The 22,795-nt window shown below is 71.5% G+C and carries 27 protein-coding genes; all 27 read left to right on the top strand.

Features of this window, described 5'->3' with window-relative positions; genetic code table 11:
* Positions 1-5 precede the first annotated feature (5 nt).
* A complete protein-coding gene (gene fliS / locus SS2_RS14940; protein WP_083942285.1) occupies positions 6-476 on the top strand; it encodes a flagellar export chaperone FliS in 471 nt (156 codons plus the stop codon).
* A 4-nt stretch (positions 477-480) separates the two neighbouring features.
* The gene (locus SS2_RS14935; protein WP_157607368.1) at positions 481-831 is read left to right on the top strand and encodes a hypothetical protein; all 351 of its coding nucleotides are present in this window, start codon (positions 481-483) and stop codon (positions 829-831) included.
* Between the two features lie 139 nt (positions 832-970).
* Positions 971-1,312 (top strand): flagellar basal body rod protein FlgB, encoded by a 342-nt coding sequence (locus SS2_RS14930; RefSeq protein ID WP_066465473.1) that lies wholly within the window; start codon positions 971-973, stop codon positions 1,310-1,312.
* Positions 1,312-1,716, top strand: coding sequence for a flagellar basal body rod protein FlgC (gene flgC, locus SS2_RS14925; protein WP_066465471.1), 405 nt, complete (start codon positions 1,312-1,314; stop codon positions 1,714-1,716). Before SS2_RS14930 ends, flgC begins: the two co-directional genes overlap by 1 nt.
* Complete coding sequence (gene fliE / locus SS2_RS14920; RefSeq protein ID WP_066465469.1) at positions 1,716-2,078, top strand: flagellar hook-basal body complex protein FliE; 363 nt, start codon at positions 1,716-1,718, stop codon at positions 2,076-2,078. Before flgC ends, fliE begins: the two co-directional genes overlap by 1 nt.
* On the top strand, positions 2,078-3,676 hold the full coding sequence (gene fliF / locus SS2_RS14915; RefSeq protein ID WP_066465467.1) for a flagellar basal-body MS-ring/collar protein FliF: 1,599 nt from the start codon (positions 2,078-2,080) through the stop codon (positions 3,674-3,676). Before fliE ends, fliF begins: the two co-directional genes overlap by 1 nt.
* Positions 3,673-4,686 carry a flagellar motor switch protein FliG gene (fliG, locus tag SS2_RS14910; RefSeq protein ID WP_066465465.1) on the top strand — a complete coding sequence of 338 codons (1,014 nt, stop codon included), beginning with the start codon at positions 3,673-3,675 and terminating at the stop codon, positions 4,684-4,686. The genes fliF and fliG overlap by 4 nt, the downstream gene beginning before the upstream one ends.
* Positions 4,676-5,344, top strand: a complete 669-nt coding sequence (locus SS2_RS14905; RefSeq protein ID WP_066465464.1) for a FliH/SctL family protein — start codon at positions 4,676-4,678, stop codon at positions 5,342-5,344. The genes fliG and SS2_RS14905 overlap by 11 nt, the downstream gene beginning before the upstream one ends.
* Complete coding sequence (locus SS2_RS14900) at positions 5,344-6,669, top strand: FliI/YscN family ATPase (RefSeq protein ID WP_066465463.1); 1,326 nt, start codon at positions 5,344-5,346, stop codon at positions 6,667-6,669. Before SS2_RS14905 ends, SS2_RS14900 begins: the two co-directional genes overlap by 1 nt.
* Positions 6,666-7,103 (top strand): flagellar export protein FliJ, encoded by a 438-nt coding sequence (locus SS2_RS14895; RefSeq protein WP_066465462.1) that lies wholly within the window; start codon positions 6,666-6,668, stop codon positions 7,101-7,103. Before SS2_RS14900 ends, SS2_RS14895 begins: the two co-directional genes overlap by 4 nt.
* Positions 7,100-7,828 carry a C40 family peptidase gene (locus tag SS2_RS14890; RefSeq protein WP_066465461.1) on the top strand — a complete coding sequence of 243 codons (729 nt, stop codon included), beginning with the start codon at positions 7,100-7,102 and terminating at the stop codon, positions 7,826-7,828. The genes SS2_RS14895 and SS2_RS14890 overlap by 4 nt, the downstream gene beginning before the upstream one ends.
* The gene (locus tag SS2_RS14885; protein ID WP_066465459.1) at positions 7,825-9,255 is read left to right on the top strand and encodes a flagellar hook-length control protein FliK; all 1,431 of its coding nucleotides are present in this window, start codon (positions 7,825-7,827) and stop codon (positions 9,253-9,255) included. The genes SS2_RS14890 and SS2_RS14885 overlap by 4 nt, the downstream gene beginning before the upstream one ends.
* 9 nt (positions 9,256-9,264) lie before the next feature.
* Positions 9,265-9,756, top strand: coding sequence for a flagellar hook capping FlgD N-terminal domain-containing protein (locus SS2_RS14880; RefSeq protein WP_066465458.1), 492 nt, complete (start codon positions 9,265-9,267; stop codon positions 9,754-9,756).
* A 104-nt stretch (positions 9,757-9,860) separates the two neighbouring features.
* Positions 9,861-11,027 carry a flagellar hook protein FlgE gene (locus tag SS2_RS14875; protein ID WP_066465457.1) on the top strand — a complete coding sequence of 389 codons (1,167 nt, stop codon included), beginning with the start codon at positions 9,861-9,863 and terminating at the stop codon, positions 11,025-11,027.
* Between the two features lie 253 nt (positions 11,028-11,280).
* Positions 11,281-11,643 (top strand): flagellar FlbD family protein, encoded by a 363-nt coding sequence (locus SS2_RS17110; protein WP_157607367.1) that lies wholly within the window; start codon positions 11,281-11,283, stop codon positions 11,641-11,643.
* Positions 11,643-12,413, top strand: coding sequence for a motility protein A (locus SS2_RS14865; RefSeq protein WP_066465456.1), 771 nt, complete (start codon positions 11,643-11,645; stop codon positions 12,411-12,413). The genes SS2_RS17110 and SS2_RS14865 overlap by 1 nt, the downstream gene beginning before the upstream one ends.
* Entirely contained in the window at positions 12,410-13,285 is an 876-nt protein-coding gene (locus tag SS2_RS14860; protein WP_066465455.1) for a flagellar motor protein MotB, read from the top strand. Before SS2_RS14865 ends, SS2_RS14860 begins: the two co-directional genes overlap by 4 nt.
* Positions 13,286-13,290: 5 nt before the next feature.
* Entirely contained in the window at positions 13,291-13,797 is a 507-nt protein-coding gene (locus SS2_RS14855; protein WP_066465454.1) for a flagellar basal body-associated FliL family protein, read from the top strand.
* Positions 13,798-13,971: 174 nt separating this feature from the next.
* Entirely contained in the window at positions 13,972-14,904 is a 933-nt protein-coding gene (locus SS2_RS14850) for a flagellar motor switch protein FliM (protein ID WP_245643615.1), read from the top strand.
* Complete coding sequence (gene fliN, locus SS2_RS14845) at positions 14,904-15,638, top strand: flagellar motor switch protein FliN (RefSeq protein WP_066465450.1); 735 nt, start codon at positions 14,904-14,906, stop codon at positions 15,636-15,638. Before SS2_RS14850 ends, fliN begins: the two co-directional genes overlap by 1 nt.
* Complete coding sequence (locus SS2_RS14840) at positions 15,638-16,255, top strand: FliO/MopB family protein (RefSeq protein WP_066465448.1); 618 nt, start codon at positions 15,638-15,640, stop codon at positions 16,253-16,255. Before fliN ends, SS2_RS14840 begins: the two co-directional genes overlap by 1 nt.
* Positions 16,252-17,169, top strand: coding sequence for a flagellar type III secretion system pore protein FliP (fliP, locus tag SS2_RS14835; RefSeq protein ID WP_066465446.1), 918 nt, complete (start codon positions 16,252-16,254; stop codon positions 17,167-17,169). The genes SS2_RS14840 and fliP overlap by 4 nt, the downstream gene beginning before the upstream one ends.
* A gap of 7 nt (positions 17,170-17,176) precedes the next feature.
* Positions 17,177-17,449: a flagellar biosynthesis protein FliQ gene (gene fliQ, locus SS2_RS14830; RefSeq protein ID WP_066465444.1), complete on the top strand. Its 273-nt coding sequence runs from the start codon at positions 17,177-17,179 to the stop codon at positions 17,447-17,449.
* A gap of 4 nt (positions 17,450-17,453) precedes the next feature.
* Positions 17,454-18,212 carry a flagellar biosynthetic protein FliR gene (locus SS2_RS14825; RefSeq protein WP_066465442.1) on the top strand — a complete coding sequence of 253 codons (759 nt, stop codon included), beginning with the start codon at positions 17,454-17,456 and terminating at the stop codon, positions 18,210-18,212.
* Positions 18,209-19,339 carry an EscU/YscU/HrcU family type III secretion system export apparatus switch protein gene (locus tag SS2_RS14820; RefSeq protein WP_066465441.1) on the top strand — a complete coding sequence of 377 codons (1,131 nt, stop codon included), beginning with the start codon at positions 18,209-18,211 and terminating at the stop codon, positions 19,337-19,339. Before SS2_RS14825 ends, SS2_RS14820 begins: the two co-directional genes overlap by 4 nt.
* Before the next feature lie 94 nt (positions 19,340-19,433).
* Entirely contained in the window at positions 19,434-21,491 is a 2,058-nt protein-coding gene (locus SS2_RS14815) for a flagellar biosynthesis protein FlhA (protein WP_066465440.1), read from the top strand.
* A gap of 22 nt (positions 21,492-21,513) precedes the next feature.
* Positions 21,514-22,746, top strand: a complete 1,233-nt coding sequence (locus SS2_RS14810; RefSeq protein ID WP_066465439.1) for a hypothetical protein — start codon at positions 21,514-21,516, stop codon at positions 22,744-22,746.
* Positions 22,747-22,795: the final 49 nt, after the last annotated feature.

The raw sequence follows: 22,795 nt of genomic DNA, 5'->3' as shown, positions 1-22,795 counted from the left end.
CCGTCATGAGCAACCTGATGAGCTCCGACGCCCAGCGTGCGCAGTTTCTCAACGACACCGTCCTCAGCTCGAGCCCGGCTCGTCTGCTGACGATGCTCTACGACCGGCTGGTCCTCGACCTGGACCGCGCGGGCAAGGCCCAGCTGGCTGGTGACCTCGTGGAGTCCAACACCCAGCTCACCCACGCTCAGGACATCGTTGCCGAGCTCTTGGTCACCCTCGACGTGACCGCGTGGGACGGGGGGCCGGGGCTGCACGCTCTGTACACCCACCTCCTCGGTGAGCTCATCCGCGCCAACATCACTCGTGACCCGCAGGTCACCGCGGCCTGCCGTGCGACGGTCGAGCCGCTGCGTGCGGCCTGGCACGAGGCGGCCGCCAGCCTGACCCCGTCCGCTGCGCGCTCGTCCGCGGCGAACCGTTCCTCGGCCAACGCCACCATGGTTGGCGTCGGTGGTGTCCTCGGTGTCGGCTGAGACCGTGACCGCGACCGCTCGCTGGGAGGCTGTTCTCGACGAGCTCGAGACTGACATCCAGCGCACGCACCAGCTCCTCGTCCGGCCGCCGACGGTCACCGCTCAGGACTCCCCGGGCGACGACGCTCCGGCCGTCGCAGACCTGCTCCTCGCAGCGCAGTGGGTCCCCCCGACCGACCTCGGCCCGCTGCCCGACGCCCTGCGCGGACGCGCAGAGGCCGTCGTCAACCAGCAGCGCGTGCTCACCGCGACCCTCAACGAGACGTTGGTGACCACTCGCGCGCACCTGCGGGTGGCTGACACCCTGCGCCGGCGCAACGCCCCGCAGGCGGTCTACCTCGACACCCTGGGGTGACACCCCCGGTCCTGACAAGAGCGGACGGATGAAAGTCCTCATAGCTCCCACCAGGCAACCGATAGTCAGAGTGAGCCAGGACGGCTCGCGTACTCAGGCCACGGATCGGCCGTTCCAACCCACTACTCAGGGGACAGCCGTGTTCGATTCTGTGACCTATGTGGCGCTCAACAGCGCCCTGGACGGTCTCGCGCTCCGCCAGCGGGTGATCGCGAACAACGTCGCCAACATCAACACCCCGAACTACCTCGCCGGGCGCGTCTCCTTCGAGAGCGAGCTCGCCTCGGCAGTCCGGCGCGGCGACGGCGCAGTCACCGCGAGCGAGGCTCGGTCCCTGGAGCCCACCCGGTTGGACGGCAACAACGTCAACCTCGACGCAGAGACGCTGCTCAATGTCGACACGAACCTGCGTTATCAGCTGGCCACACAAGCGGTGGACGGCACCTTCTCCTCCCTTCGCACGGCCATGAGGACGAACTGATGGGCACCTTCGGCGCGATCGGGATCGCCAGCACCGGGATGACCGTCAACCGCAAGTGGCTCGACGCGGTGAGCGACAACCTCGCGAACATGAACACCGTCACCGCGACCGACGGCGCCGCCTTCCAGGCGCGCTACGTCGTGGCCACGGCCATCGGCTATCCCGAGAACGGCCAGGGCGTCCAGGTCAAGGGCATCGAGCTGGGCAGCGCCGAAGGGCGCATGGTCTACGAGCCCGAGCACCCCCTCGCCGACGCCGAGGGCTACGTGAAGTACCCAGACATCGACATGGGCAGCCAGATGTCCCAGATGATCATGGCGCAGCGCGGCTACCAGGCCAGCGCCGCCGTCGTCGACCGGGCCAAGGCGACCTACGAGGCAGCACTCCAGATCGGACGCAACTGATGACCATCCCCGCCCTCGACGCCATCTCGGCCCTGACCAGCGGGTCCGCTGTCTCCGGGACCGGGTACCTGACCCGGCCCGACGTGATCGACCCGAGCAGCCTCGCTGCGAGTGCCGGGGCCGCAGCGACGTCGGCATCCTCGGGCGCCTTCGGTTCCGTGCTCACCGGTGCGGTGGACAACCTCCAAGGGCTGCAGGACACCTCCAACGCCCTGGCGGTCCGCGCGGTCACCGGTGACCTCGACGACATCCACGACTACACGGTCGCCTCGACCGAGGCGAAGGTGACCCTCGAGCTCACCGCTGCGATCCGCAACAAGGCCGTCGACGCCTTCACCGAGATCATGAGGATGCAGGCCTGATGCCACCGCAGATCACCTCCGCCTTCGGACGGATCACCACCTCCGTCCGCGAGTTCACCGTCGCCCAGCGCACCCTCGCGCTGATCGGCGTCGCGGTCCTCGCGGTCGCGCTGATCGGGCTGAGCGCCTGGCTGTCCCGGCCCCAGTTCTCCCCGCTGTACACCGATCTCGCACCGGCTGACGCCAGCGCGATCGTCGACCAGCTCACCGCGCAGGGCGTGGCCTACGAGCTGACCAACGGCGGGGCGACCATCCTGGTGCCCTCGGACTCGGTGTACGACATGCGCCTGAAGATCGCCGCGAGCGGGATGTCCCCCACGAGCGAAGGTGGCTACTCGCTGCTCGACTCCATGGGCATGAGCTCCTCGGAGTTCCAGCAGGACGTCACGTACAAGCGCGCCCTGGAGGGCGAGATCGGCAAGACCGTCTCGGCGATGGCCGGGGTCGAGACCGCCACGGTCAAGCTCGCCATGCCCGAGGAGAGCGTCTTCGTCTCCACCAAGGCTGACCCGACCGCGTCGGTGTTCATCAAGACCAAGTCCGGTGCCGTCCTCAACGACGACCAGGTGCAGTCGATCGTCCACCTCGTCTCGGCGAGCGTGGAAGGCATGAAGACGACCGACGTCGCCGTCATCGACTCGACCGGCACCGTGCTCTCCGCCGTCGGCTCCGGCACCGCGGCGAGCGGGGCCAACAAGCAGACCCTCGCCTACGAGGAGCGCGTGGCGGCCTCCATCCAGTCGATGCTCGACCCGATCCTCGGCGTGGGCAAGGCCGTCGTCACGGTGACGGCCGACCTCGACTACGACACGACCGAACGCACCCAGGAGACCTTCAACGCGACCGAAGGAGTGCCGGCGCTCACCGAGCGCAGCACCCTGGAGGAGTACACCGGCACGAACTCTGCAGCCACCGGCGTGCTCGGCCCGGACAACATCGCTGTCCCGGACGGCGAGGACGGCGACGGCGCCTACCGCAACGAGACCGCCGAGTCCAACAACGCCGTGGACAAGCTCACCGAGCACACGGTCGCCGCGCCGGGCACCGTGCGCCGCCAGTCCGTCTCCGTCGCGGTGGACCAGCAAGCCGCCGCAGCGATCAACATGACCGACCTGCAGGCCATGGTCTCCTCCGCGGCCGGGATCGACGCCGAGCGCGGCGACGTGGTCACGGTCGCCCGGATGGCCTTCGACACGTCCTCGGCCAGTGCGGCGCAGTCCGCCCTCGACGCCGCAGCGGCCGTCGATGCCGCTGCCGCCAAGGCCAAGACCATCCAGACGCTCGTCATCGCCGGTGGCGTGCTGCTCGCCCTGGTGCTCCTGGCCATCATGCTCGGCAGGCGTCGTCGCCCCAAGGCTGACCCCCGCGAGTCCCTCGACCTCGGCGAGCTGAGCCTCGTCGACGACGCGCTGGCCCTCAGCGCCGCGGCCCTGGACAGCGCGACGATCGTCGAGCTCCCCGAGCTGCCGAGCGGACCCAGCCCGGAGCAGCTGCAGATCGAGCGCAAGCGAGCCGACGTGGTCACCCTCGTCGACGAGCAGCCGGAGCAGGTCGCCGAGCTGCTGCGCGAGTGGATGGATACGAGGTCCAACGCATGAGGTCAGCCACGCTCAACGGGACCCAGAAGGCCGCCCTCGTGCTCATGCAGATCGGGCGCGAGCGAGCAGTCAAGGTCATGTCCCAGCTCGACGACAGCGCGATCGAAGAGCTCACCGCGGAGATCCTGCAGATGGGACGCGTCGACCGCGAGGTCGCCGACGAGGTCATCTCGGAGTTCTACGCGGTGACCCTGGGCGGGACGTCGAGCATCGCCAACGGCGGCATCGGCTACGCCCAGCAGCTCCTCGAGGGCTCCATGGGCAGCGCCCGCGCCCAGGACATGCTCGACCGTCTCGCCACCTCCATGGCGGGGCAGCCCTTCGAGTTCCTCCAGCAGGCCGACGCCCGCCAGGTGCTCGCGCTGCTCAACGGCGAGCACCCCCAGACCATGGCGCTCGTGCTGGCGCACCTGCGTCCCGAGCACGCCTCGGCCATCCTGGCGGGGCTGCCCAACGACACCCAGGGCGAGGTCGCCCACCGCATCGCGCTCATGGAGCGGGCCGCGCCGGACGTCGTCTCCGTCGTCGCGGAGTCCTTGCAGCGCAAGGCCTCCGCCGTGCTCACCCCGCGGGAGACCTCCGCGATCGGTGGCGTCGGACCGCTGGTGGAGATCATCAACCGGGCTGACCCGGGCACCGAGAAGCTCATCCTCGAAGGCCTGGAGACCCGCGACGTCGAGCTGGCCGAAGAGGTGCGCTCGCGCATGTTCGTCTTCGCCGACATCGTCCTGCTGGAAGACCGCGCGCTGCAGCTCGTGCTGCGCGGCGTGGAGTCGGGGAGCCTGGCTCTCGCGCTCAAGGGCGCCGGACCGGGCGAGCGCGACGCCGTGCTGCGCAACCTGTCCGAGCGGGCCAGCGAGAACCTGCTCGAGGAGATCGAGCTGCTCGGTGCGGTCCGCATGTCCCAGGTCGAGGAGGCCCGGGCCACGATCGTCCAGGTCATCCGCAGGCTCGAGGAAGGCGGCCAGATCGTCATCCGTCGGGACGGGGAAGACGAGTATGTCTCCTGAGGCCAGGGAGGCCTTCGGCGCCGCGCGCCTGACGGTCGTCACCGACGAGCGGGTGCGCCAGACCCAGGAGCGCGCCCACGTCAGCGGGTACGCGGCAGGCTTCGCCGCCGGCAGCCGCGCAGCGGCCGAGGCGACCCAGGGCCTGCACGAGCGTCTGCTCGCCCAGGCTGCCGCAGCCGAGGCCGCGCGGGAGGAGGCCCACCGGGCCGCCGTCCGCGCCCTCGAGCTCGCGGCGCGGGCCGCTGTGGACCGGGTGGTCCCGGTTCTGGACGAGGCCCGTGACCTGCTGCACCTGCGCGCCCTCGAGCTCGCTCGCGCCGTGCTCGGCGCTGAGCTCCGCGACGTCGAGCACGGCGCGACGGCAGCCCTGGCACGGGCCGCCCAGCTGCCCCACGACGTCCGCGTCCAGACCGTGCGGATGCACCCGCGAGACCTCGCGGCCCTGACCGCCTCAGGCCGCGCCCACGGCGGGACGGTCTCGGGCGGGGACCTCGCCGGCGTCACCCTCGTGGCCGACCCGTCGCTGGCCCCCGGAGACGCGGTGAGCACCTTCGAGGGTGGCTTCTTCGACGCCCGCATCGAGACCGCCTTCGACCGCGCGCGGACCGCGCTGCTGGACAGCCCGGCGCTCATGCCGAGCGCCGCCGGGAGCCGGTGATGACCGCCGCGACCGAGTGGGCGCAGGTGCTGCACGCCGCCCGACCCGAGCGCGTGGGGAAGGTGAGCTCCGCCGTCGGGCTCTCCCTCGACGTGGTGGGCCTGGACTGCGCCCTCGGTGACGTGATCGCCCTCGGCGAGGGCGACGACCCCACCTCCTCCATGCTTGCCGAGGTCGTCGCGGTCACCCCGACCGCCGCACGGTGCATGCCGCTGGGCGCCATGCGCGGGGTCCGTCCCGGGCTCGTGGCCCGCTCGACCGGCGGGGCGCTGCGCGTGCCCGTGGGGCACGGGCTGCTCGGCCGGGTGGTCGACGGGCTCGGGCGTCCCCTCGACGGACGCGGCCCGCTCACCGGGACCCGCACCGTCCCGCTCGACGGACGCGCCCCCCACCCGCTGGAGCGTCAGCGCGTGAGCCAGCCGCTCACCCTCGGCGTGCGCACCCTGGACACCCTCACCACCGTCGGTCGCGGCCAGCGCATGGGCCTGTTCGCCGGCTCCGGCGTGGGCAAGTCGACCCTGCTGTCGATGATCGCCCGCGGCACCGACGCCGCCGTCTCGGTCATCGCGCTGGTCGGCGAGCGTGGGCGTGAGGTCCGCGAGTTCCTCGAGGACGACCTCGGCCCCGAGGGCCTGGCGCGTTCCGTCGTCGTCGTGGCCACCTCGGACGAGCCGGCGCTCGTCCGCCTGCGTGCCGCCTTCGTGGCGACGCGGATCGCGGAGGACTTCCGCGAGGCGGGCCAGGACGTGGTGCTCATGATGGACTCCCTCACCCGGGTGGCCATGGCCCAGCGTGAGATCGGCCTCTCGGTCGGGGAGCCCCCGGCCACCCGCGGCTACCCGCCGTCCACCTTCTCCCTGCTCGCCGAGCTCCTCGAGCGTGCCGGAACCTCCGCGCGCGGGTCGGTGACCGGCATCTACACGGTGCTCGTCGACGGCGACGACCACAACGAACCCATCGCCGACGCCGCCCGGTCCATCCTGGACGGTCACGTCGTGCTCGACCGCAAGCTCGCCGTCGCGGGCCACTTCCCGAGCATCGACGCCCTCGCCTCCATCTCCCGCGTGGCCACCCGCGTCACCGACGCCGCCCAGCGCGCGGACGCGACGACGCTGCGCAAGGTCATGGCCGCGCGCCGGTCCGTGCAGGACCTCGTCGACGTCGGGGCGTACGTCTCCGGCTCCAACCCGCTGGTCGACGCCGCGCTGACGCACCAGGGGGCGATCGACGCGTTCCTGCAGCAGGGGGTTGACGAGCCCGCGGCGGCCGCGCAGTCCTGGGCCGCGCTCTCCGCGCTCGTGCACGCACCGGGGATGCCCGGATGAGCCGCCCCTACCGCCTGGCCGGGCTGCTGCGGCTGCGCCGGCTCCAGGAGGACCAGGCGGCCGCTGACCTCGCCACCGCCAACGCCGCGCGCCGGGCCGCGCTCGTGCGCCAGTCCCGGTCCGACGACGCCCTCGCCGACCACGACTTCGACCCCGCGACCGACGTCGGCGCGTGGCGGTCCGCCGTGGCGATCCGCGCGTCCCTGCGCAGCCTCGCGGTCGAGTCCGCCGCGGCGTCGTCGATGGCCGCCACCGAGGTGCACCAGCGGGAGATGGCCTGGGCGGATGCCCGCCGCCGCGCGGTGCCTCTGGAGAAGCTCGCCGAGCGGCACGAGGAGGCCGAGATGATCGAAGACCTGCGTCAGGAGCAGATCGTGCTCGACGAGATCGCCTCCCGCGGGCCTGCCCGCGACACCCTGGAGGTGGAGCTGTGACCGCCGGGATGGCCGCGATCGCGGGCCGGATCGGTCAGATCGAGGAGCGGATGACCGCCCTCGCAGCGTCCGTCTCCGGACCGGCAGCGGCCTCCGGAGTGATGGGGACCGCGATGACCGGCGCGTCGGCGCCCGGTGGAGCGTCCGCCGTGGCTGCGGCGTCGGGCACGGCGGACTTCGCCACGGTGCTGGCCGAGGCCGACCTCACGAGCGCGACCGGCGTGGACGCGCTCATCGAGGCGGCGTCCGCGCGGCCTGCGACGGGCGCAGACCTCGTGGCGCAGGCGCGCACCTACCTCGGCGTGCCCTACGTCCTGGGCGGCACGACGACGGCCGGGCTGGACTGCTCCGGTCTTGTCCAGCGGTCGCTCGGCGCCCTCGGTGTGGACATGCCACGGGTCGCCCGGGACCAGATGACCCAGGGGACCGAGGTGGCCTCCCTGGCCGAGGCGGTCCCGGGCGACCTGCTGGTCTTCGGTGGTGGCTCGCACATCGGGATCTACGTCGGTGGTGGCCGGATGATCGACGCCCCCAAGCCCGGTGACGTGGTGCGTCAGCGGGACGTCTACGAGACCCCGACGACCATCCGACGGGTCCTGGGGACCGGATCGACCGACACGACAGCCACCGCCGCGACCTCGGCGGCTGCCGCACTGGAGCAGGCGCTCGCCACGAGCGCAGCCCACCGCTCCGCCCTCACCCTTCGACTTGGAGACGCCGCATGAGCCAGCTCATCCCCGCCGCCCCGCGCGCCCCGCAGACCGCCCCCGCGGTCCAGGGCGCCCAGCGGTCGGCCGCACCCCGCTCGGGGGACGACTTCGCGCGTGCGCTGCGCAAGGAGACAGGTGACAGGTCACCGTCGACCACGCGCGCCGAGGACCGTCCGAGCACCCGGGACGACCGCAGCGACGTCGCGCGGACCGGCCGTCTGGACGCCCGCCGGGTCGACCGCGCAGCACAGAGCGACCGGGCTGGTTCGACCCGGGGGACCGACCGTCCAGGCGACACCGCGCTCACCCAGACGACGACCGCCGCAGAGGCCGCCGACGCAGTCGCAGCCGTCGCGGGGGAGACGCCGGTGCAACCGGTGCTCACCGTCCCGGCGGGTCTCGTGGGCATTCTCGGCGTACCCGGCGAGGCAGCGGCGGTCACCGGTGCGGGAGACCTCAGCGCCACGACTCCTGCGTCAGCCGTAGACGCCGCGCTCACCGGCGCCGCACCCGCTCAGGGTGGGGCGCCGTCCGCGGCGGCGGCCGTCGTCGGGCAGCCCGTGCCCGGCGTGGCGGCCCTCGCTCAACCGACGCTCGGCGCCCCGGGTGGCGGCGCAGCAGCCGCCGGGCCGACGGCGACGCCCGCCGTGGTGCTGGCCTCGACCGATCAGCCGGCGGCGGGTGCCACCGCACAGGCGACGACCCGCCCCGGCGAGAGCTTGCCCGTGCTCCCGCTCGTCCCCACCACCCCGGTGCCGGCCGCCGGCGCCGCCCCCGTGCTGCTCGCCGCGGTCACGACCGCCCAGGGCGCCGCCTCCGGCGACGCGACCTCGGGTGGCACCGCGGGCGGTGCCGGGCACGTGCCGGTGGCGGAGGCCGCCGCCCCCGCCGCGGGCCCCGCGCCGGCCGCGCACGCCGCAGCCTTCGCCCAGACGCTGTCCGGGCTGACCGGCGTCGAGCGGGCGACGGCCACGGCCGCCACCGGCCCGACGGCGCAGGCATCGTTGGCCGAGCAGGTCCGCGGACCTGTGCTCGCGCTGCGCACCGCGGCCCCCGGGGAGCACGTGCTCACGCTCAAGGTCACCCCGGAGAACCTCGGTCCGGTCCAGGTCCGCGCGCACATCGGGGCTGAGGGCATCCGCATCGAGCTCGTCGGCGCCACCGACGCCGCTCGGGAAGGCCTGCGGAACCTGCTCACCGACCTGCGCCGCGACCTCGCCGGCACCGGGATGAACGCGTCCCTGTCCCTCGGCGCGGACTCTGGTACGGGGGGACGGGCTGGGCAGGGCGCCGCCGCCGACCTCGGCTGGAACGGGGACGGCTCCGGGCGCGCCCGGTCTGGACCCGCAGCAGCCACGACGACCCGCGAGCCCCTCGCCGTACCGACGGCCCCCGTCACCCCCACCTCCTCGGGCGCCCACGGCGTCGACATCCTCACCTAAGGACCGCACATGCCCATCGACACCACGATGACCACGCCGGTCGACACGACGTCGACCAAGAACGCGACCGGGCTGTACACCGGCTCGGCGGGGATCAGCAACGCCAAGAAGTCCCTCGACTCCGAGACCTTCCTGACGCTGCTCGTCGCCCAGCTCAAGTACCAGGACCCCAGTTCTCCGATGGACACCAACGAGATGATGGCCCAGACCACCCAGCTGGCCAGCATGGAACAGCTCACCTCCCTCAACACCACCATGGGCGAGAGCTTCGCGCTGCAGATGCGTGACACCGCCTCGAGCCTCATCGGCAAGCAGGTCAGCTACATCGGTGAGGGCGGTGCAACGGTCGAGGGGATCGCGACATCGGTCTCCTACAAGTACTCCGTGCCCCTGGTCACCGTGGGTGGCAAGGAGATCACCCTCGACGCGGTCGCCTCCGTGCGCCCGGCCGGCGCGCCCGGCGACGTCGCCCCCGTCGATCCCGACGCCGACCCGGCCTGACCGCCGCGCCTCAGCTCAGCTCAGCTCAGCTCGCACAGCACCGCACGCACAGCACCGCACCACTCAGCGCACCACCGCCTGCTCCACCTGAAGGGACCCTCCACATGCTCCGCTCACTGTTCTCCGGCATCTCCGGCCTCCGCGCCCACCAGACCATGCTCGACGTCACCGGCAACAACATCGCCAACGTCAACACCACGGGCTTCAAGGCCTCCCAGATCCAGTTCAAGGACACCCTGTCCCAGGTGCTCACCAACGCCGGTGGCGCACAGGGCGGGGTCGGTGGCACCAACCCGGCGCAGGTCGGACTCGGCGTGCAGGTCGCCGGCATCACGACGAACTTCCAGCAGGGCGCCGCTCAGGTGACCAACCGCAGCACCGACATGATGATCTCCGGTGACGGGTTCTTCGTCGTGAGCAAGAACGGTCAGGACTTCTTCACGCGGTCCGGTGCCTTCGACTTCGACGCCAACGGCAACCTCGTGACCGGTGAAGGTGCGCTGGTCCAGGGCTGGGCCGCGGTCAACGGTGTGGTGGACCCCAACGGTCCGCTGACCGACCTGCGCCTGCCGGTCACCGCACTCAACCCCGCCCAGGCCACCACCACCGTCACCTTCGACGGCAACCTGCCCTCCGACGCGGCCCTGGGGACAGTCCTCAACCGCGACGTCGAGGTCTTCGACAACCTCGGCAACTCCCAGACCATCTCGCTGACCTTCGCCAAGACCGCGACCGGCTGGGACATGACCCCCTCCGGCGGCGGGGCCACCCAGCCCGTCACCTTCGACGCGGCCGGCGTCATGACCGGCACCACGTCCGTGGCCATCGGTGGAGTCACCGTGGACCTGTCCACCGTGACCGGCTTCGCCAAGCTCTCCACGGTCGAGGTGGCCACCAAGGACGGCCAGGCCGCCGGCTCGCTGCAGTCCTTCACCATCAACCCGGACGGCACGATCATCGGGGCCTTCTCCAACGGCATGAAGTCTGCCGTGGGCCGGATCGCGCTGAGCACCTTCGCCAACCCGGTCGGCCTGGAGAAGGCCGGTGGTTCGCTCTACACGACCTCGGTCAACTCCGGCGACCCGCAGATCGGGACGGCAGGGGCCGGTGGGCGCGGTGCGCTGGTCGGCGGCGCGCTGGAGATGTCCAACGTGGACCTGTCCTCGGAGTTCACCAACCTCATCATCGCCCAGCGCGGTTTCCAGGCGAACTCCCGCGTCATCACCACCTCCGACGAGCTCCTTCAGGAGCTCGTCAACCTCAAGCGCTGACCCACCCTCTGACCCTCCCTCTGACCCACCCTGACCCCACCCCCCCGGCGCAGTCACTCCGCCGAACTCGTGCGCCAGGCCCGTCCGCCCCCCGCGGAACCGGCCTGGCTCACGAGTTCGGCGGGGGTGTTCACGGGTTTGGGGGGTGGGGGAGCGAGGGGCGGGGAAGTTCTCATATGAGCGCGTCGACAGCCGAAGGGTAGGCAGACGGTTCATGGACGGGCCGGAGAAGTATCCACGGACGGATGTACAAGTGATAGTCGTGACGCGCCTCAACGGCCCACCCTTCGCGGTCAACCCTGACCTCGTGCAGCGCATCGACAGCGCGCCCGACACGATCTTGACGTTGGTCGACGGCACCAAGTACATCGTCCAGGAGTCGATGTACCAGGTGATCGAGCTCGTCAACGAGCACCGTTCCCGGATGATCGCTCGCGCTCAGGACATCCAGCGCGAGTCAGCAGACTCAGCCCGCGCCGACGGCCGTCCCGACCTGCGCAGCGCTCCGAGCCTGCCCGCAGACCCTGACGAGGCACCCGCACAGGACACGGCATCGCGTCGTGACCGCCAGCCGGAGCTGTCCCTGGTCACGGCAGCCCCCAAGGAGGACGCATAGTGGATCCGGCAACCCTGATCGGCCTGGTCGTCGCCTTCGGCGCGATCATCACCGCCATCTTCATCGAGGGCGCCAGCCCCACGTCGGTGCTGCTCCCCGCACCGATGATCCTCGTCTTCGTCGCGACCTTCGGTGCCACCCTCGCCGGTGGCACGCTGCGCGACGCCGTCGGCGCGCTCAAGGCCATGCCGGGCGCATTCACCCGCAAGCCCACCTCCCCGGACGACTCGATCGCCACGATCGTCTCCCTGGCTGAGCGCGCGCGCCGCGAAGGGCTGCTCGCCCTCGAGGACGCCGCACGCGACATCGACGACGAGTTCCTCAAGTCCGGCCTGCGCTCCGCGATCGACGGGACCGACCCCGAGGACCTGCGCACCATCCTCGAGGACCAGATCCACTCCAAGCGGCAGTCGGACAAGACGTCGTACAAGTTCTTCAACGACATGGGCGGCTACGCCCCGACGATCGGCATCGTCGGCACCGTGGTCTCCCTCGTCCACGTGCTCGAGAACCTCGCCGAACCGTCCGAGCTGGGGCACATGATCGCCGCGGCCTTCGTCGCGACCCTGTGGGGCATCGCCTCCGCCAACGTCATGTGGTTCCCCATCGGCAACCGGCTCAAGCGGCTCTCCGACCTGGAGTGCGCCCAGATGGAGCTGGTCCTGGAAGGTCTGCTCGCGGTCCAGTCCGGCGCCAACCCGCGCCTGGTCGGGGAGCGGCTGCGGTCCCTCGTGCCGGCGGGAGAGCTCCGGCTCAAGGCCGCAGCGTGAGTGCCCCCAGACGTCGCAAGCGCGAGGTCGAGGAGGAGCACGATGACAAGGAACGCTGGCTCGTCAGCTACTCCGACATGATGACCGTCCTCGTCGCGCTGTTCATCGTGCTCTATGCGATGAGCCAGGTCGACGTGGACAAGTTCAACGAGCTGCGCACCTCCCTGGCCGCGGGCTTCGGCGCACCGCAGGTCTCGATCCTCACCGACGGCGCCGGCCTCATGAACGACACGAGCTCCCAGGTCGTGGCCCCCACGATCGACGGGATCGTGCCCACCCTGGCCGGTGCGGCGCACCAGACCGGCACGGAGAACGGCTCGGGTGAGTCCGTCGCGGCGGCAGACCTCGCCGCGGCACGCGCGGAGTACGCGGACATGGAGGCGCTCGCCGAGCGCATCGAGGCGGCACTGGCCGAGCGCGGCCTCGACGGGGCGTTGCAGTTCCGCATCAACGAGCGCGGCCTGATCATCGGGATGGTCACCGACGAGGTGTTCTTCGCCGCTGAGAGCGCGGTGCTGACCGAGACGTCGCAGATCGTCATCGACACGGTCGCCCCGTACCTCACCGTCCTGCCGAACGAGATCTCGGTCGAAGGCCACGCCAACTCGGTACCCACCACCTCGCGCTACCTGACCAACTGGGAGCTCTCCTCCGACCGCGCGACGCAGGTGCTGCGCCGGCTGGTGGAGAACGGCGGGCTGCCCGGCAGCCGCGCCGCCGCAGTCGGGTTCGGGGAGGCCCGCCCCCTCCTGCCCAACGAGACTCCCGAGGGGCTCGCCGGCAACCGCCGGGTCGACCTCGTCGTGCTGAGCGACGAACCAGAACGTATCCGGGAGCTGCTCCCGTTGATTCCTACCCTTGAGGAGGGTTGAGCAGGATGCCCATCGAACAGCGCGTGATGAACGCCCCCCGCAAGCCGATCGGCGCCCGTTCCGGTGCCGCGCCCACCGAGCCCGCCGCGGCAGGCAAGGGCGACGAGCCGAAAGCCCGCAAGAGCAAGAAGCTGCTGATCATTGTCATGGTGCTGGTCGTCGCGATCGCGGCGGCCGCCTACTTCCTCGTCTTCGCCCCCAAGGACACCGAGGCCGCCGAGCCGGCTCCGGAGCCCGGTGCGGTGCTCGCCGTCGAGGCGATGAGCATCAACCTCGCTCAGGGGCACTACCTGCGCCTGGGCCTCGGCCTGCAGCTGACCACCGAGGCGCTCGAGGTCGACGCCGCCAAGGCACGCGACGCGGCCATCGCTCTCTTCTCCGGCCGCACGGTCGAAGAGGTCTCCGACCCCGCCACCCGGGCGATGCTCAAGATCGAGCTCGCCGACGAGCTGGCCGAGCTGTACGACGGCGAGGTGATGGGCGTCTACCTGACCGACTACGTCACTCAGTGAGTGATCAGTGACCGGCACGGATGCCGGTGAGCCGGGGCGCCATGGAGGGCGCCGCATGACCTGACGACCGTCCGCCCGTCCCTTCTCGGACGCGGCGACTCCTCGTCAGGGGTGGAGAGCACGTCCGTCGTGCTTTTCCTCATACCCGCACTGCACGTGCCGATGGTGGCCTTCGTGACGGTTCAGGACACAGCGCGCACTGCGACGCGCCGACAACGCCCAGCTCAGCCGGAGGCCTACGACTTCCGCCGCCCGATGACCCTCGCCCGCGAGCACGGCCGGGCCTTCGAGATGTCCTTCGAGACCTTTGCCCGCCAGTGGGGCACCCAGCTCACCTCCCGCCTGCGGGTCATGGTCGGGGTGTCGCTCGACGGCGTCGAGATGGTCTCCTACGACGAGTACGTCCGCCGGTTGCCGGTGCACACCACGATGGTGATGTGCGGCGTCGAGCAGACCCGCTCGACGGCGGTGCTCCAGTTCCCCAGCGACACCGCGATGCTGTGGGTCGACTACGTGCTGGGCGGCCCGGGCCTCGTCCGCGAGGAGAAGCCGCGCGAGCTCACCGAGATCGAGACGACGCTCATCACCGACATGCTCTCCGGTGCGCTCGCCGACCTGCGCTACGCCTTCGCCGCCGTCGTCCCCCTCGACGTGCGTGTGCGTTCCATCCAGTACAACCCGCAGTTCGTGCAGGCCGTCCCGGCCTCCGACGCGGTCATCGTGGCGACGTTCACGCTGGTCATCGCGGAGCGGGCGACGTCAGCCACGCTCATGGTGCCCGCGGACGTGCTGCTCGCGCCGATGCGCGCGGGGGAAGGCGTGGTGGTGCGCTCCAAGGAGGAGATCGCCGAGCACGCGACCTCCAGCGAGCGCCTGCACCACACGATGCACACGGTGCCGGTCGACGTCGGGGTGCGCATGCGCCCGCTCGTCGTTCACCCGCGCGACGTCGTCAACCTCACCGTCGGTGAGGTCATCCACCTGAACCACCCCGTCTCCCGCCCCCTCGACGTGGTGGTGGGCGACCTCGTCCTGGCCCACGGGGTCGCCGGGAACAACGGACGACAACTGGCCTGCAAGATCGTGGACGCTGAGGAGACAGACTGATGAACACCACTGACACGGGGCGCACCCCCGAGACCGCCCGCCTCACCCAGGCCGCGGCCGACGCGCTCGCGCTGCTGGTCCCCTCCGACGTGCCGCTCACCGCCGTCGCGCAGCAGCCCGGCTACGGCCCCTCACCCGACGAGGTGAGCGTGACCGCCTCGCTCGTCGGCACGCGCAGCGCCGACCTCGTCGTCGTCGCCAAGTCCGCCATCGAGGAGGCGCTGTCCGGCGCCGGCGCGGGTGCGCTCGTCTCGGTCGCGGACGCGCTGCGTCCCGCGCTGGAGTCCGCTGCGGCCACCCTCGGCGAGGGCGTGCTCGGGGAGGCGCACATCCGTGACGCCGGGAGCGCCTTCGGGGCCGACGACGTGCACGTGTTCTCCCTCGAGGCCGTCGGCCAGGTGCGTGGCTGGTTCGGGCTGCGCCTGCGCGCCGACCAGAACGTGGCACCGGCCACCGCTCCGACAGCGCGCGTGGGAACGGCCGGGGACAACCTGCGCCTGCTCTACGACGTGGAGATGACCCTCACCGCCGAGATCGGCCGCGCCAAGCTGCCCGTGCGTCAGGTGCTCGAGCTCGTCCCCGGCACCGTCATCGAGCTCGACCGCGTCGCCGGCAGCCCCGCGGACCTCATGGTCAACGGACGGCTCATCGCCCGCGGCGAGGTCGTCGTCATCGACGAGGACTACGGCCTGCGGATCACCGAGATCGTCGACCAGGCGGAGGCCTTCGCCTGATGGACACTCTCGTCCTCGCCGTCCGCACGATCCTGTCGCTCGCAGTCGTCCTCGGCCTCATCTGGTACGCGGGCCGTCGACTCGACGACTCGACGAGCGGACGCGGCGGGGACGGCATGCTCGCCGGCTGGGTGCGCAAGGCCGGCGGCGTCGTCGGACGCGCCCCGGCCCGGGGACGACGCCGCGCCGAGCGCCCGGCGCCGGTCGTGGCGGTCGTGGGCCGCCAGGCGATCGGCCCCAAGGCGAGCGTCGCCGTGGTGGACGTCGGCGGGCAGCGTCTTGTGCTCGGCGTGAGCGAGGCGGGGATCTCGCTGCTCACGACGGTCGAGGCACCGGCCCTGGTCGAGGCAGCTGCCGAGCAGACTGCCGACGCCGCTGCGCTCGCCCCCATGACGATCGAGAAGCGTGCTCCGGCGTCGACCGCGCCCAGCACTCCCAGCACGTCGACCGCGTCCGGCGCGCCTGCGACCGAACCGGTGCCCGCCCTCGTGGTCCCCGACTTCGACGAGGTGTTCGCGGCGGCCACCGCCGCCCCGCGCAGCGTCAACGGCTCGATCCTGTCGCCGGCGACCTGGCGCCAGGCCCGCGCCGCCCTGCGCACCGGACCCACCTCGTGAGCCCCACCTGCCCCGTCCGGCCGAGCGTCAGCATCGGGCGGACGGCACGGCTCCTCCTGCTCGCCGTCCTGGCACTGGCCGCGGTCGTGGCTGGGATGAGCGTCTCCGGCACGGCGTACGCGGCCCCTGCCGGCGTCGCTGCGGCCCCGTCGAGCGTCGCCGCAACGGCTTCGAGCATCGCCGCGGTGCTGCCCGCCGCCCCGGGCGACCCCATCGACCCGGTGGACCCCGTCGCCCCGGTCGAGGAGACCGGCGTCGTCTCCATCAACCTCAACGGTGAGAACGCCAAGCCGTCCAGCTCGATCGTGGTGCTGCTGGGCATCACGCTGCTGTCAGTGGTGCCCTCGCTGCTGCTCATGATGACGAGCTTCACCAAGATCTTCGTCGTGCTCGCCCTGACCCGCAACGCCCTCGGGCTCACCGGTGTCCCGCCCAACCAGGTCCTCGCCGGCCTCGCGCTCTTCCTCTCCCTGTTCATCATGGCCCCGGTGCTCTCCAGCGTGAACGAGCTGGGCGTGCAGCCCTACCTGAACGGCGGCCTCGACTTCGCCGCCGCCCTGGACGCCGGCTCGGGTCCGCTGCGCGAGTTCATGCTCGGCCAGACCCGGGAGGAGGACATCGCCCTCATCACCCGCGCGGCAGAGCAGGCCAACCCGGCCGACGCCGCGTCGGTGCCGATGCTCACCCTCATCCCGTCCTTCATGCTCTCCGAGCTCCGGGCGGCCTTCATCATCGGCTTCGTCATCTTCATCCCCTTCCTCGTCATCGACCTCGTCGTCTCCGCCTCGCTCATGTCCATGGGCATGATGATGCTGCCGCCGGTGATGATCTCGCTGCCCTTCAAGCTCCTGCTCTTCGTCCTCATCGACGGGTGGGGCCTCATCGTCACCGCCCTCGTCGGAAGCTACGGATAGGCCCGCCGTGGACACCTCAGCAGTTCTCGACCTCGGCGTGCAGGGCCTGATCATCGCGGCCAAGCTGTGCGCTCCGATCCTCATCACCGCCCTCGTCGTCGGCTTCGCCGTCTCCCTGCTGCAGTCGATCACCCAGGTGCAGGAGGTGACCTTGAGCTTCGTGCCCAAGGCCATCGCCGTCTCCCTGGCCCTGCTCGTCTCCGGGCACTGGATGATCTCGGAGATGGTGGCCTTCACCCACGAGCTCTTCGCGCGCATCCCCGGCCTGCTGGGCGGCTGACCTCATGACGCTGAGCCTGTCGCTGGCCACCCTGGAGTCACTCATGCTCGTGAGCGTGCGGATGATCGCCTTCCTGGTGATCGCCCCGCCGTTCGCGCACAAGGGCATCCCCTCCACGGTCCGCGTCATGCTCGCGATGGGCCTGGCTCTGGCGGTCTCCCCACGGGTCAGCGCCCCGGCTGCGGCGGACACCGCCGCGTACATGGGCTCCCTCGTCCAGCAGGTCGTCATCGGCGCGGCCCTCGGCTTCCTCGTCTCCCTCGTCTTCTCCGCCGTGCAGTCCGCGGGCGCGCTCATCGACCTCATGGGCGGCTTCTCCCTCTCCCAGGGCTTCGACCCGATGACCCAGGTCAACGGCGCGCAGTTCGCCCGTCTCTACCAGCTCACCGCGATCGTGCTGCTCTTCGCCTCGGACGGGTACCAGCTCGTCATCCTGGGCCTGGTGCGGACCTTCGACGCGATGCCCCTGGGTGCCACCCTCGACCTCGCCCGGATGGGCACGGCCGTCACCGAAGGCCTCACCGGGATGTTCCTGGCAGCCCTGCAGATCGCCGGGCCCATCGTCGTCGTGCTCTTCCTGGCCGACGTCGGGCTGGGCCTGCTCACCCGGGTCGCCCCCGCGCTCAACGCCTTCGCCCTCGGCTTCCCGCTGAAGATCTTGCTCACCCTCACCTTGTCCTCGCTGACCTTCCTGGCGCTGCCCAGGATCGTGAAGTCCCTGACCGGGACGTCCTTGTCAACCATCGTGGGGGTGACCTCATGAGCGGCGGCGACTCCGGAGAGAAGAGCGAGAAGGCCACACCGAAGCGGATGAAGGAGGTCCGCAAGGACGGCTCCCTCCAGAAGTCCCAGGACCTCAGCTCGTGGCTGGGCATCGGTGCGGCGGCCGTCATGCTGCCGACCGTCCTCTCCAACGCCAGCGAGGCCGCCTCCAGCCAGCTCATCCAGGTCCGCGACGTCATCGCCAACCCCGATCCGCTCGTCCTCGTCGACCTGCTCGGGGACGGCCTGGACACGATCCTGCGGTCCCTGACGCCGATGCTCGTCGTCGTCGTGCTCGCCGCGATCATCGCCAACGGCGCCCAGGGCGGCTTCCACATCTCCACCAAGAAGCTCAAGCCGCGGTTCACCCAGTTCAACATCGCCAAGGGGATCAAGAACACCTTCGGCGGCCAGGCGCTGTGGCAGGGCGTCAAGGCGCTGGCCAAGACCGCGGTCGTGGGCGGGGTGCTCTACCTCGCCATCCAGAACCTCATGCCGGTGCTGCTCACCGCCGGCGGACTGTCGGTCGCGTCGCTCCTCTCCGCGGCCGGCGGCGGCATCGCCACCCTGCTGTGGAGCGCGATCGCGGCGGGCATCGCCCTCGCGATCGCGGACATCATCGTCATCATGCGCCGCAACCGCAAGAAGACGCGAATGTCGCGCTACGAGATCAAGCAGGAGAACAAGTCCTCCGAGGGCGATCCCCAGCTCAAGGGCGCGATCCGGTCCAAGCAGCTGTCGATGAGCCGCAACCGGATGATCTCCGCGGTGGCCGACGCCGACGTCGTGCTGGTCAACCCGACCCACGTCGCGGTGGCCATCAAGTACGAGCCCGGGACCGGCGCACCGCGCGTGGTGGCCAAGGGCGCCGGGCACGTGGCCACCCGCATCCGAGAGAAGGCCGCCGAGTCCCGGGTGCCGATGATCTCCGACATCCCCCTGGCCCGGGCCCTGCACGGGGCCTGCGAGCTGGGCCAGGAGATCCCCGCCGACCTCTACACCGCCGTCGCCCAGGTGCTGGCCTTCGTCATGGCGCTCAAGCGTCGCGGCGGGGCCACCGACGGCATCCGCACCATGGCTACCCCCACCCTTGTCCCCACCCCGCCCGAACCGAAGGTCGCCGCATGATCCCCACCCCGCACCGCGCCGCCCGCGCCCACCGCGCGGGCCACGCGCCGCCGCGACCGACCCTGACCCCCCGCTCCCTGAAGGAGGCCCGAGCATGAAGGCTCGCGACCTAGGCAAGCTGGCGGTGCCGGTCGGCGTCGTCGGGATCGTCATGCTCCTGGTGGTCCCGCTGCCGGCGTGGCTCCTCGACATCCTCATCGTGGTCAACATCGTCGGGGCCCTCGTCATCCTGCTCACCACGATGTACGTGCAGCGCCCCCTCGACTTCTCGGTGTTCCCCTCGCTGCTGCTCATCGCCACGCTGTTCCGGCTGGGGCTCAACGTGGCCTCGACCCGGCTCGTGCTGCGCGACGGCTACGCCGGGGAGGTCATCGACGCCTTCGGCCACTTCGTCGTGGGCGGCTCGCTCATCATCGGCCTGGTGATCTTCCTCATCCTCGTGGTCATCCAGTTCGTCGTCATCACCAACGGCGCCGGCCGCGTGGCCGAGGTCGGAGCGCGCTTCACCCTCGACGCCATGCCCGGCAAGCAGATGGCCATCGACGCGGACCTCAACTCCGGCCTGATCACCGAGGACCAGGCCCGCCAACGGCGCGCCGACGTCGCCGCCGAGGCGGACTTCTACGGAGCGATGGACGGTGGGTCCAAGTTCGTCAAGGGTGATGCCATCGCCGGCATCATCATCACGCTCATCAACCTCGTCGGCGGTATCGCGATCGGCCTGCTGCAGCGCGGCATGGAGATCGGCGAGTCGATCGAGACATACTCGCTGCTGACCATCGGTGACGGCCTCGTCACCCAGATCCCGGCACTGCTGATGTCCGTCTCGACCGGCCTCATCGTCACCCGCGCCACCGCGGAGTCCGACCTGGGGTCCTCGGCGAGCAAGCAGCTCGGCCAGTCCCGCACGTCGCTGCTCATCGCGGGCTGCGCGGCCCTGGCCCTCGGGCTGCTGCCCGGCATGCCCAAGCTGCCCTTCGTGCTCACCGGCGCGATGCTGCTGCTCGCGGCGCAGCAGATCAAGGCCCGGGCGGCCAAGGAGGCCCAGGACGTCCTGCTCGACGCCGCCATCGCCACCGTCGGCCCCGCGGCCGACACCCCCGAGAAGCTCATCGAGGAGATGCGGGTCTCTGCCCTGGAGATCTTGCTCGCCCCCGACCTCGTCGACCTGGTCAACGCCGGGTCCGACGACGACCTGCTCGCCCGGATCCGTGGGCTGCGGCGCAAGGTGGCGCTCGAGCTCGGCATCGTCGTGCCCCCGGTGCGTACCCGCGACTCCGTCGAGCTGCCCTCGGCCACCTACGTGCTGCGGATCTCCGGGGTCGAGGCGGCGCGCGGCGAGGTGCCGCCGGGGCGGGTCCTCGCCCTCGGCGACGACCTCGGGTCGCTGCCCGGAACCGAGGTGCACGAGCCGGTCTTCGGCCTGCCCGGCAAGTGGGTGCCGGCCGAGATGCGCTTCGCCGCCGAGATGACCGGGGCGACCGTCGTCGACCGCGTCTCGGTGCTCATCACCCACCTGAGCAGCGTCATCGCCGAGAACGCCGACCGGCTGCTCAGCCGCGAGGACGTGCGCGTGCTCACCGAAGGCGTCAAGCAGGTCAACCCAGCCGTCGTCGACGAGCTCGTGCCGAGCCTGCTCAGCCTCGGTGAGGTGCAGCGCGTGCTGCAGCGGCTGCTCGCCGAGCAGGTCCCCATCCGCGACCTCGGACGGATCTACGAGGCGCTCACCCTGCGCGCCAAGGTCAGCACTGACGCCGAGGGCCTGGTCGAGGCCGCCCGCGGCACCCTGGCACCGGCGCTCACCGCCCAGCACGCCCGCGAGGGTGTGCTGCGGGTGATGACCTTGGACCCGGTCCTGGAGCAGGCCCTCCTGGAAGGGCTGCGGCCGGGGGAGCAGGGCAGCCAGATCTTGCTCGACCCGAACCGCCTCGAGGGGATGCTGCGCTCCTTCGCGGTGCTGCGCACCACGATCGAGAACCAGGGCAGCACCGGTGTGCTCGTGTGCGCCCCGGCGCTGCGCCCGGCCCTGCGCTCGCTCATCGCCATGCACCACGGCGAGGCGCCGGTGCTGTCCTACTCCGAGGTCACCGGATCCGGTGTGACGATCGAGGCTGTGGGGGTGGTTCGTGATGTCGAGGCGATTGCTGCTTGAGGGCACCGATCTGGAGGCGCTCATGATCCGCGTGCGGGCCGAGCTGGGCCCGCGGGCCCGCGTGGTCAAGGCGGAGCGGGTGCGCTCGGGCGGGGTGGGCGGGTTCTTCGCCAAGGAACGCTTCGAGCTCACCGTCGACGTGCCCGACGACGTCCCGGTCGGGGGCCGCACCCCCGCGGCGCCCCGGTTCACCGCGGCACCGACCGCGGCGACCACGGCGACCACGGCGCCGCCCGCCTCGGGTGTGGACGCCGAGTCCGTGACCGCGGTCGGGCTGGACGCCCTGCTCGCCGCCGCGGACGCCGCCGACCGCCACGGCGCGGCCGCAGCCCGCACCCCTGCTCCCGGGGACGCCGGAGCGGGGGTGGAGCGCGAGGTCTCGACCGAGCAGGACACCTTCGCCACGGTGCTGGACTCCGTCCGACAGCTCGCCTACGAGACGACCGCCGCCGACGCTGCCGGCGCCCGCGACGCGGGCGGCTACGGTCGCGGAGCCGGTGGTCTCCGCACGGGTGGGCCGTCGAGCGGCCCGGTGGTGCGCGGGGAGGTCCTGGGCAAGACGGTGACCCCGGCGGAGTTCGTCGTCGTGCGGCGCAACGGCGCCACGCTCAAGGAGCTCGAGACGGTCGGGGTGCCACGCCGGATCCTCGCCCTGCTGCCGCCCACCCAGGGGCGCTACACGCTCTCGGAGGTGCTGTCCTACGTCCCCCGCGCCCCCGAACCGGTGCGCGACCCGGCCGCCGTGGTCATCGTCGCCGGGCAGGGGGAGGCGGTGGTCGCCGCGGCCGCGGTCGTGGCACGCCGGCTGGGGGTGACCGACTCCGGCATCGCCCTCGCCGGACGCCTGGCACCGCACACCGGCTACGGGCCCTGGGTGCTCACGAGCGTCTCGGCGCGCCGGTTGCGAGCCGCGACGGTCGAGGCGGAGTCGCCGCTCGTCGTCGCGCTCGGGGTCGGCACGGACGCCTCGGACTGGGCGATCGCGTCCGCGCTCGCTGCCGCCTTCGACCCGGACCAGGTGTGGGCGGTCGTGGAGGCGGACCGCAACGTCCTCGACGTGCGCCGGTGGATGGCCGCCACGAGCGAGATCCGTCGCTACGACGCGATCATCGCCTCCAAAGTCGCCAGCACGAGCGCCCCGGCGGCGATCTTGGACTTCGACACGCCCGTCGGCATCATCGACACGTTGCCCGCCTCGGCACCGGTGTGGGCGGCGTTACTCAGCGAGCACCTGTCGGACCCGCAGTGGGACTGATGCCGGGGCGGTCGTGCGCCGGGCAGGGGGACGCCCTGGGGTAGTCTCG

Origin of the sequence: Sanguibacter suarezii NBRC 16159 (assembly GCF_001552735.1) — a bacterium.
GTDB lineage: Bacteria > Actinomycetota > Actinomycetes > Actinomycetales > Cellulomonadaceae > Sanguibacter > Sanguibacter suarezii.
Note: the sequence above shows the minus strand (reverse complement) of the source record. Positions and strands in the feature narration are given on the sequence as shown.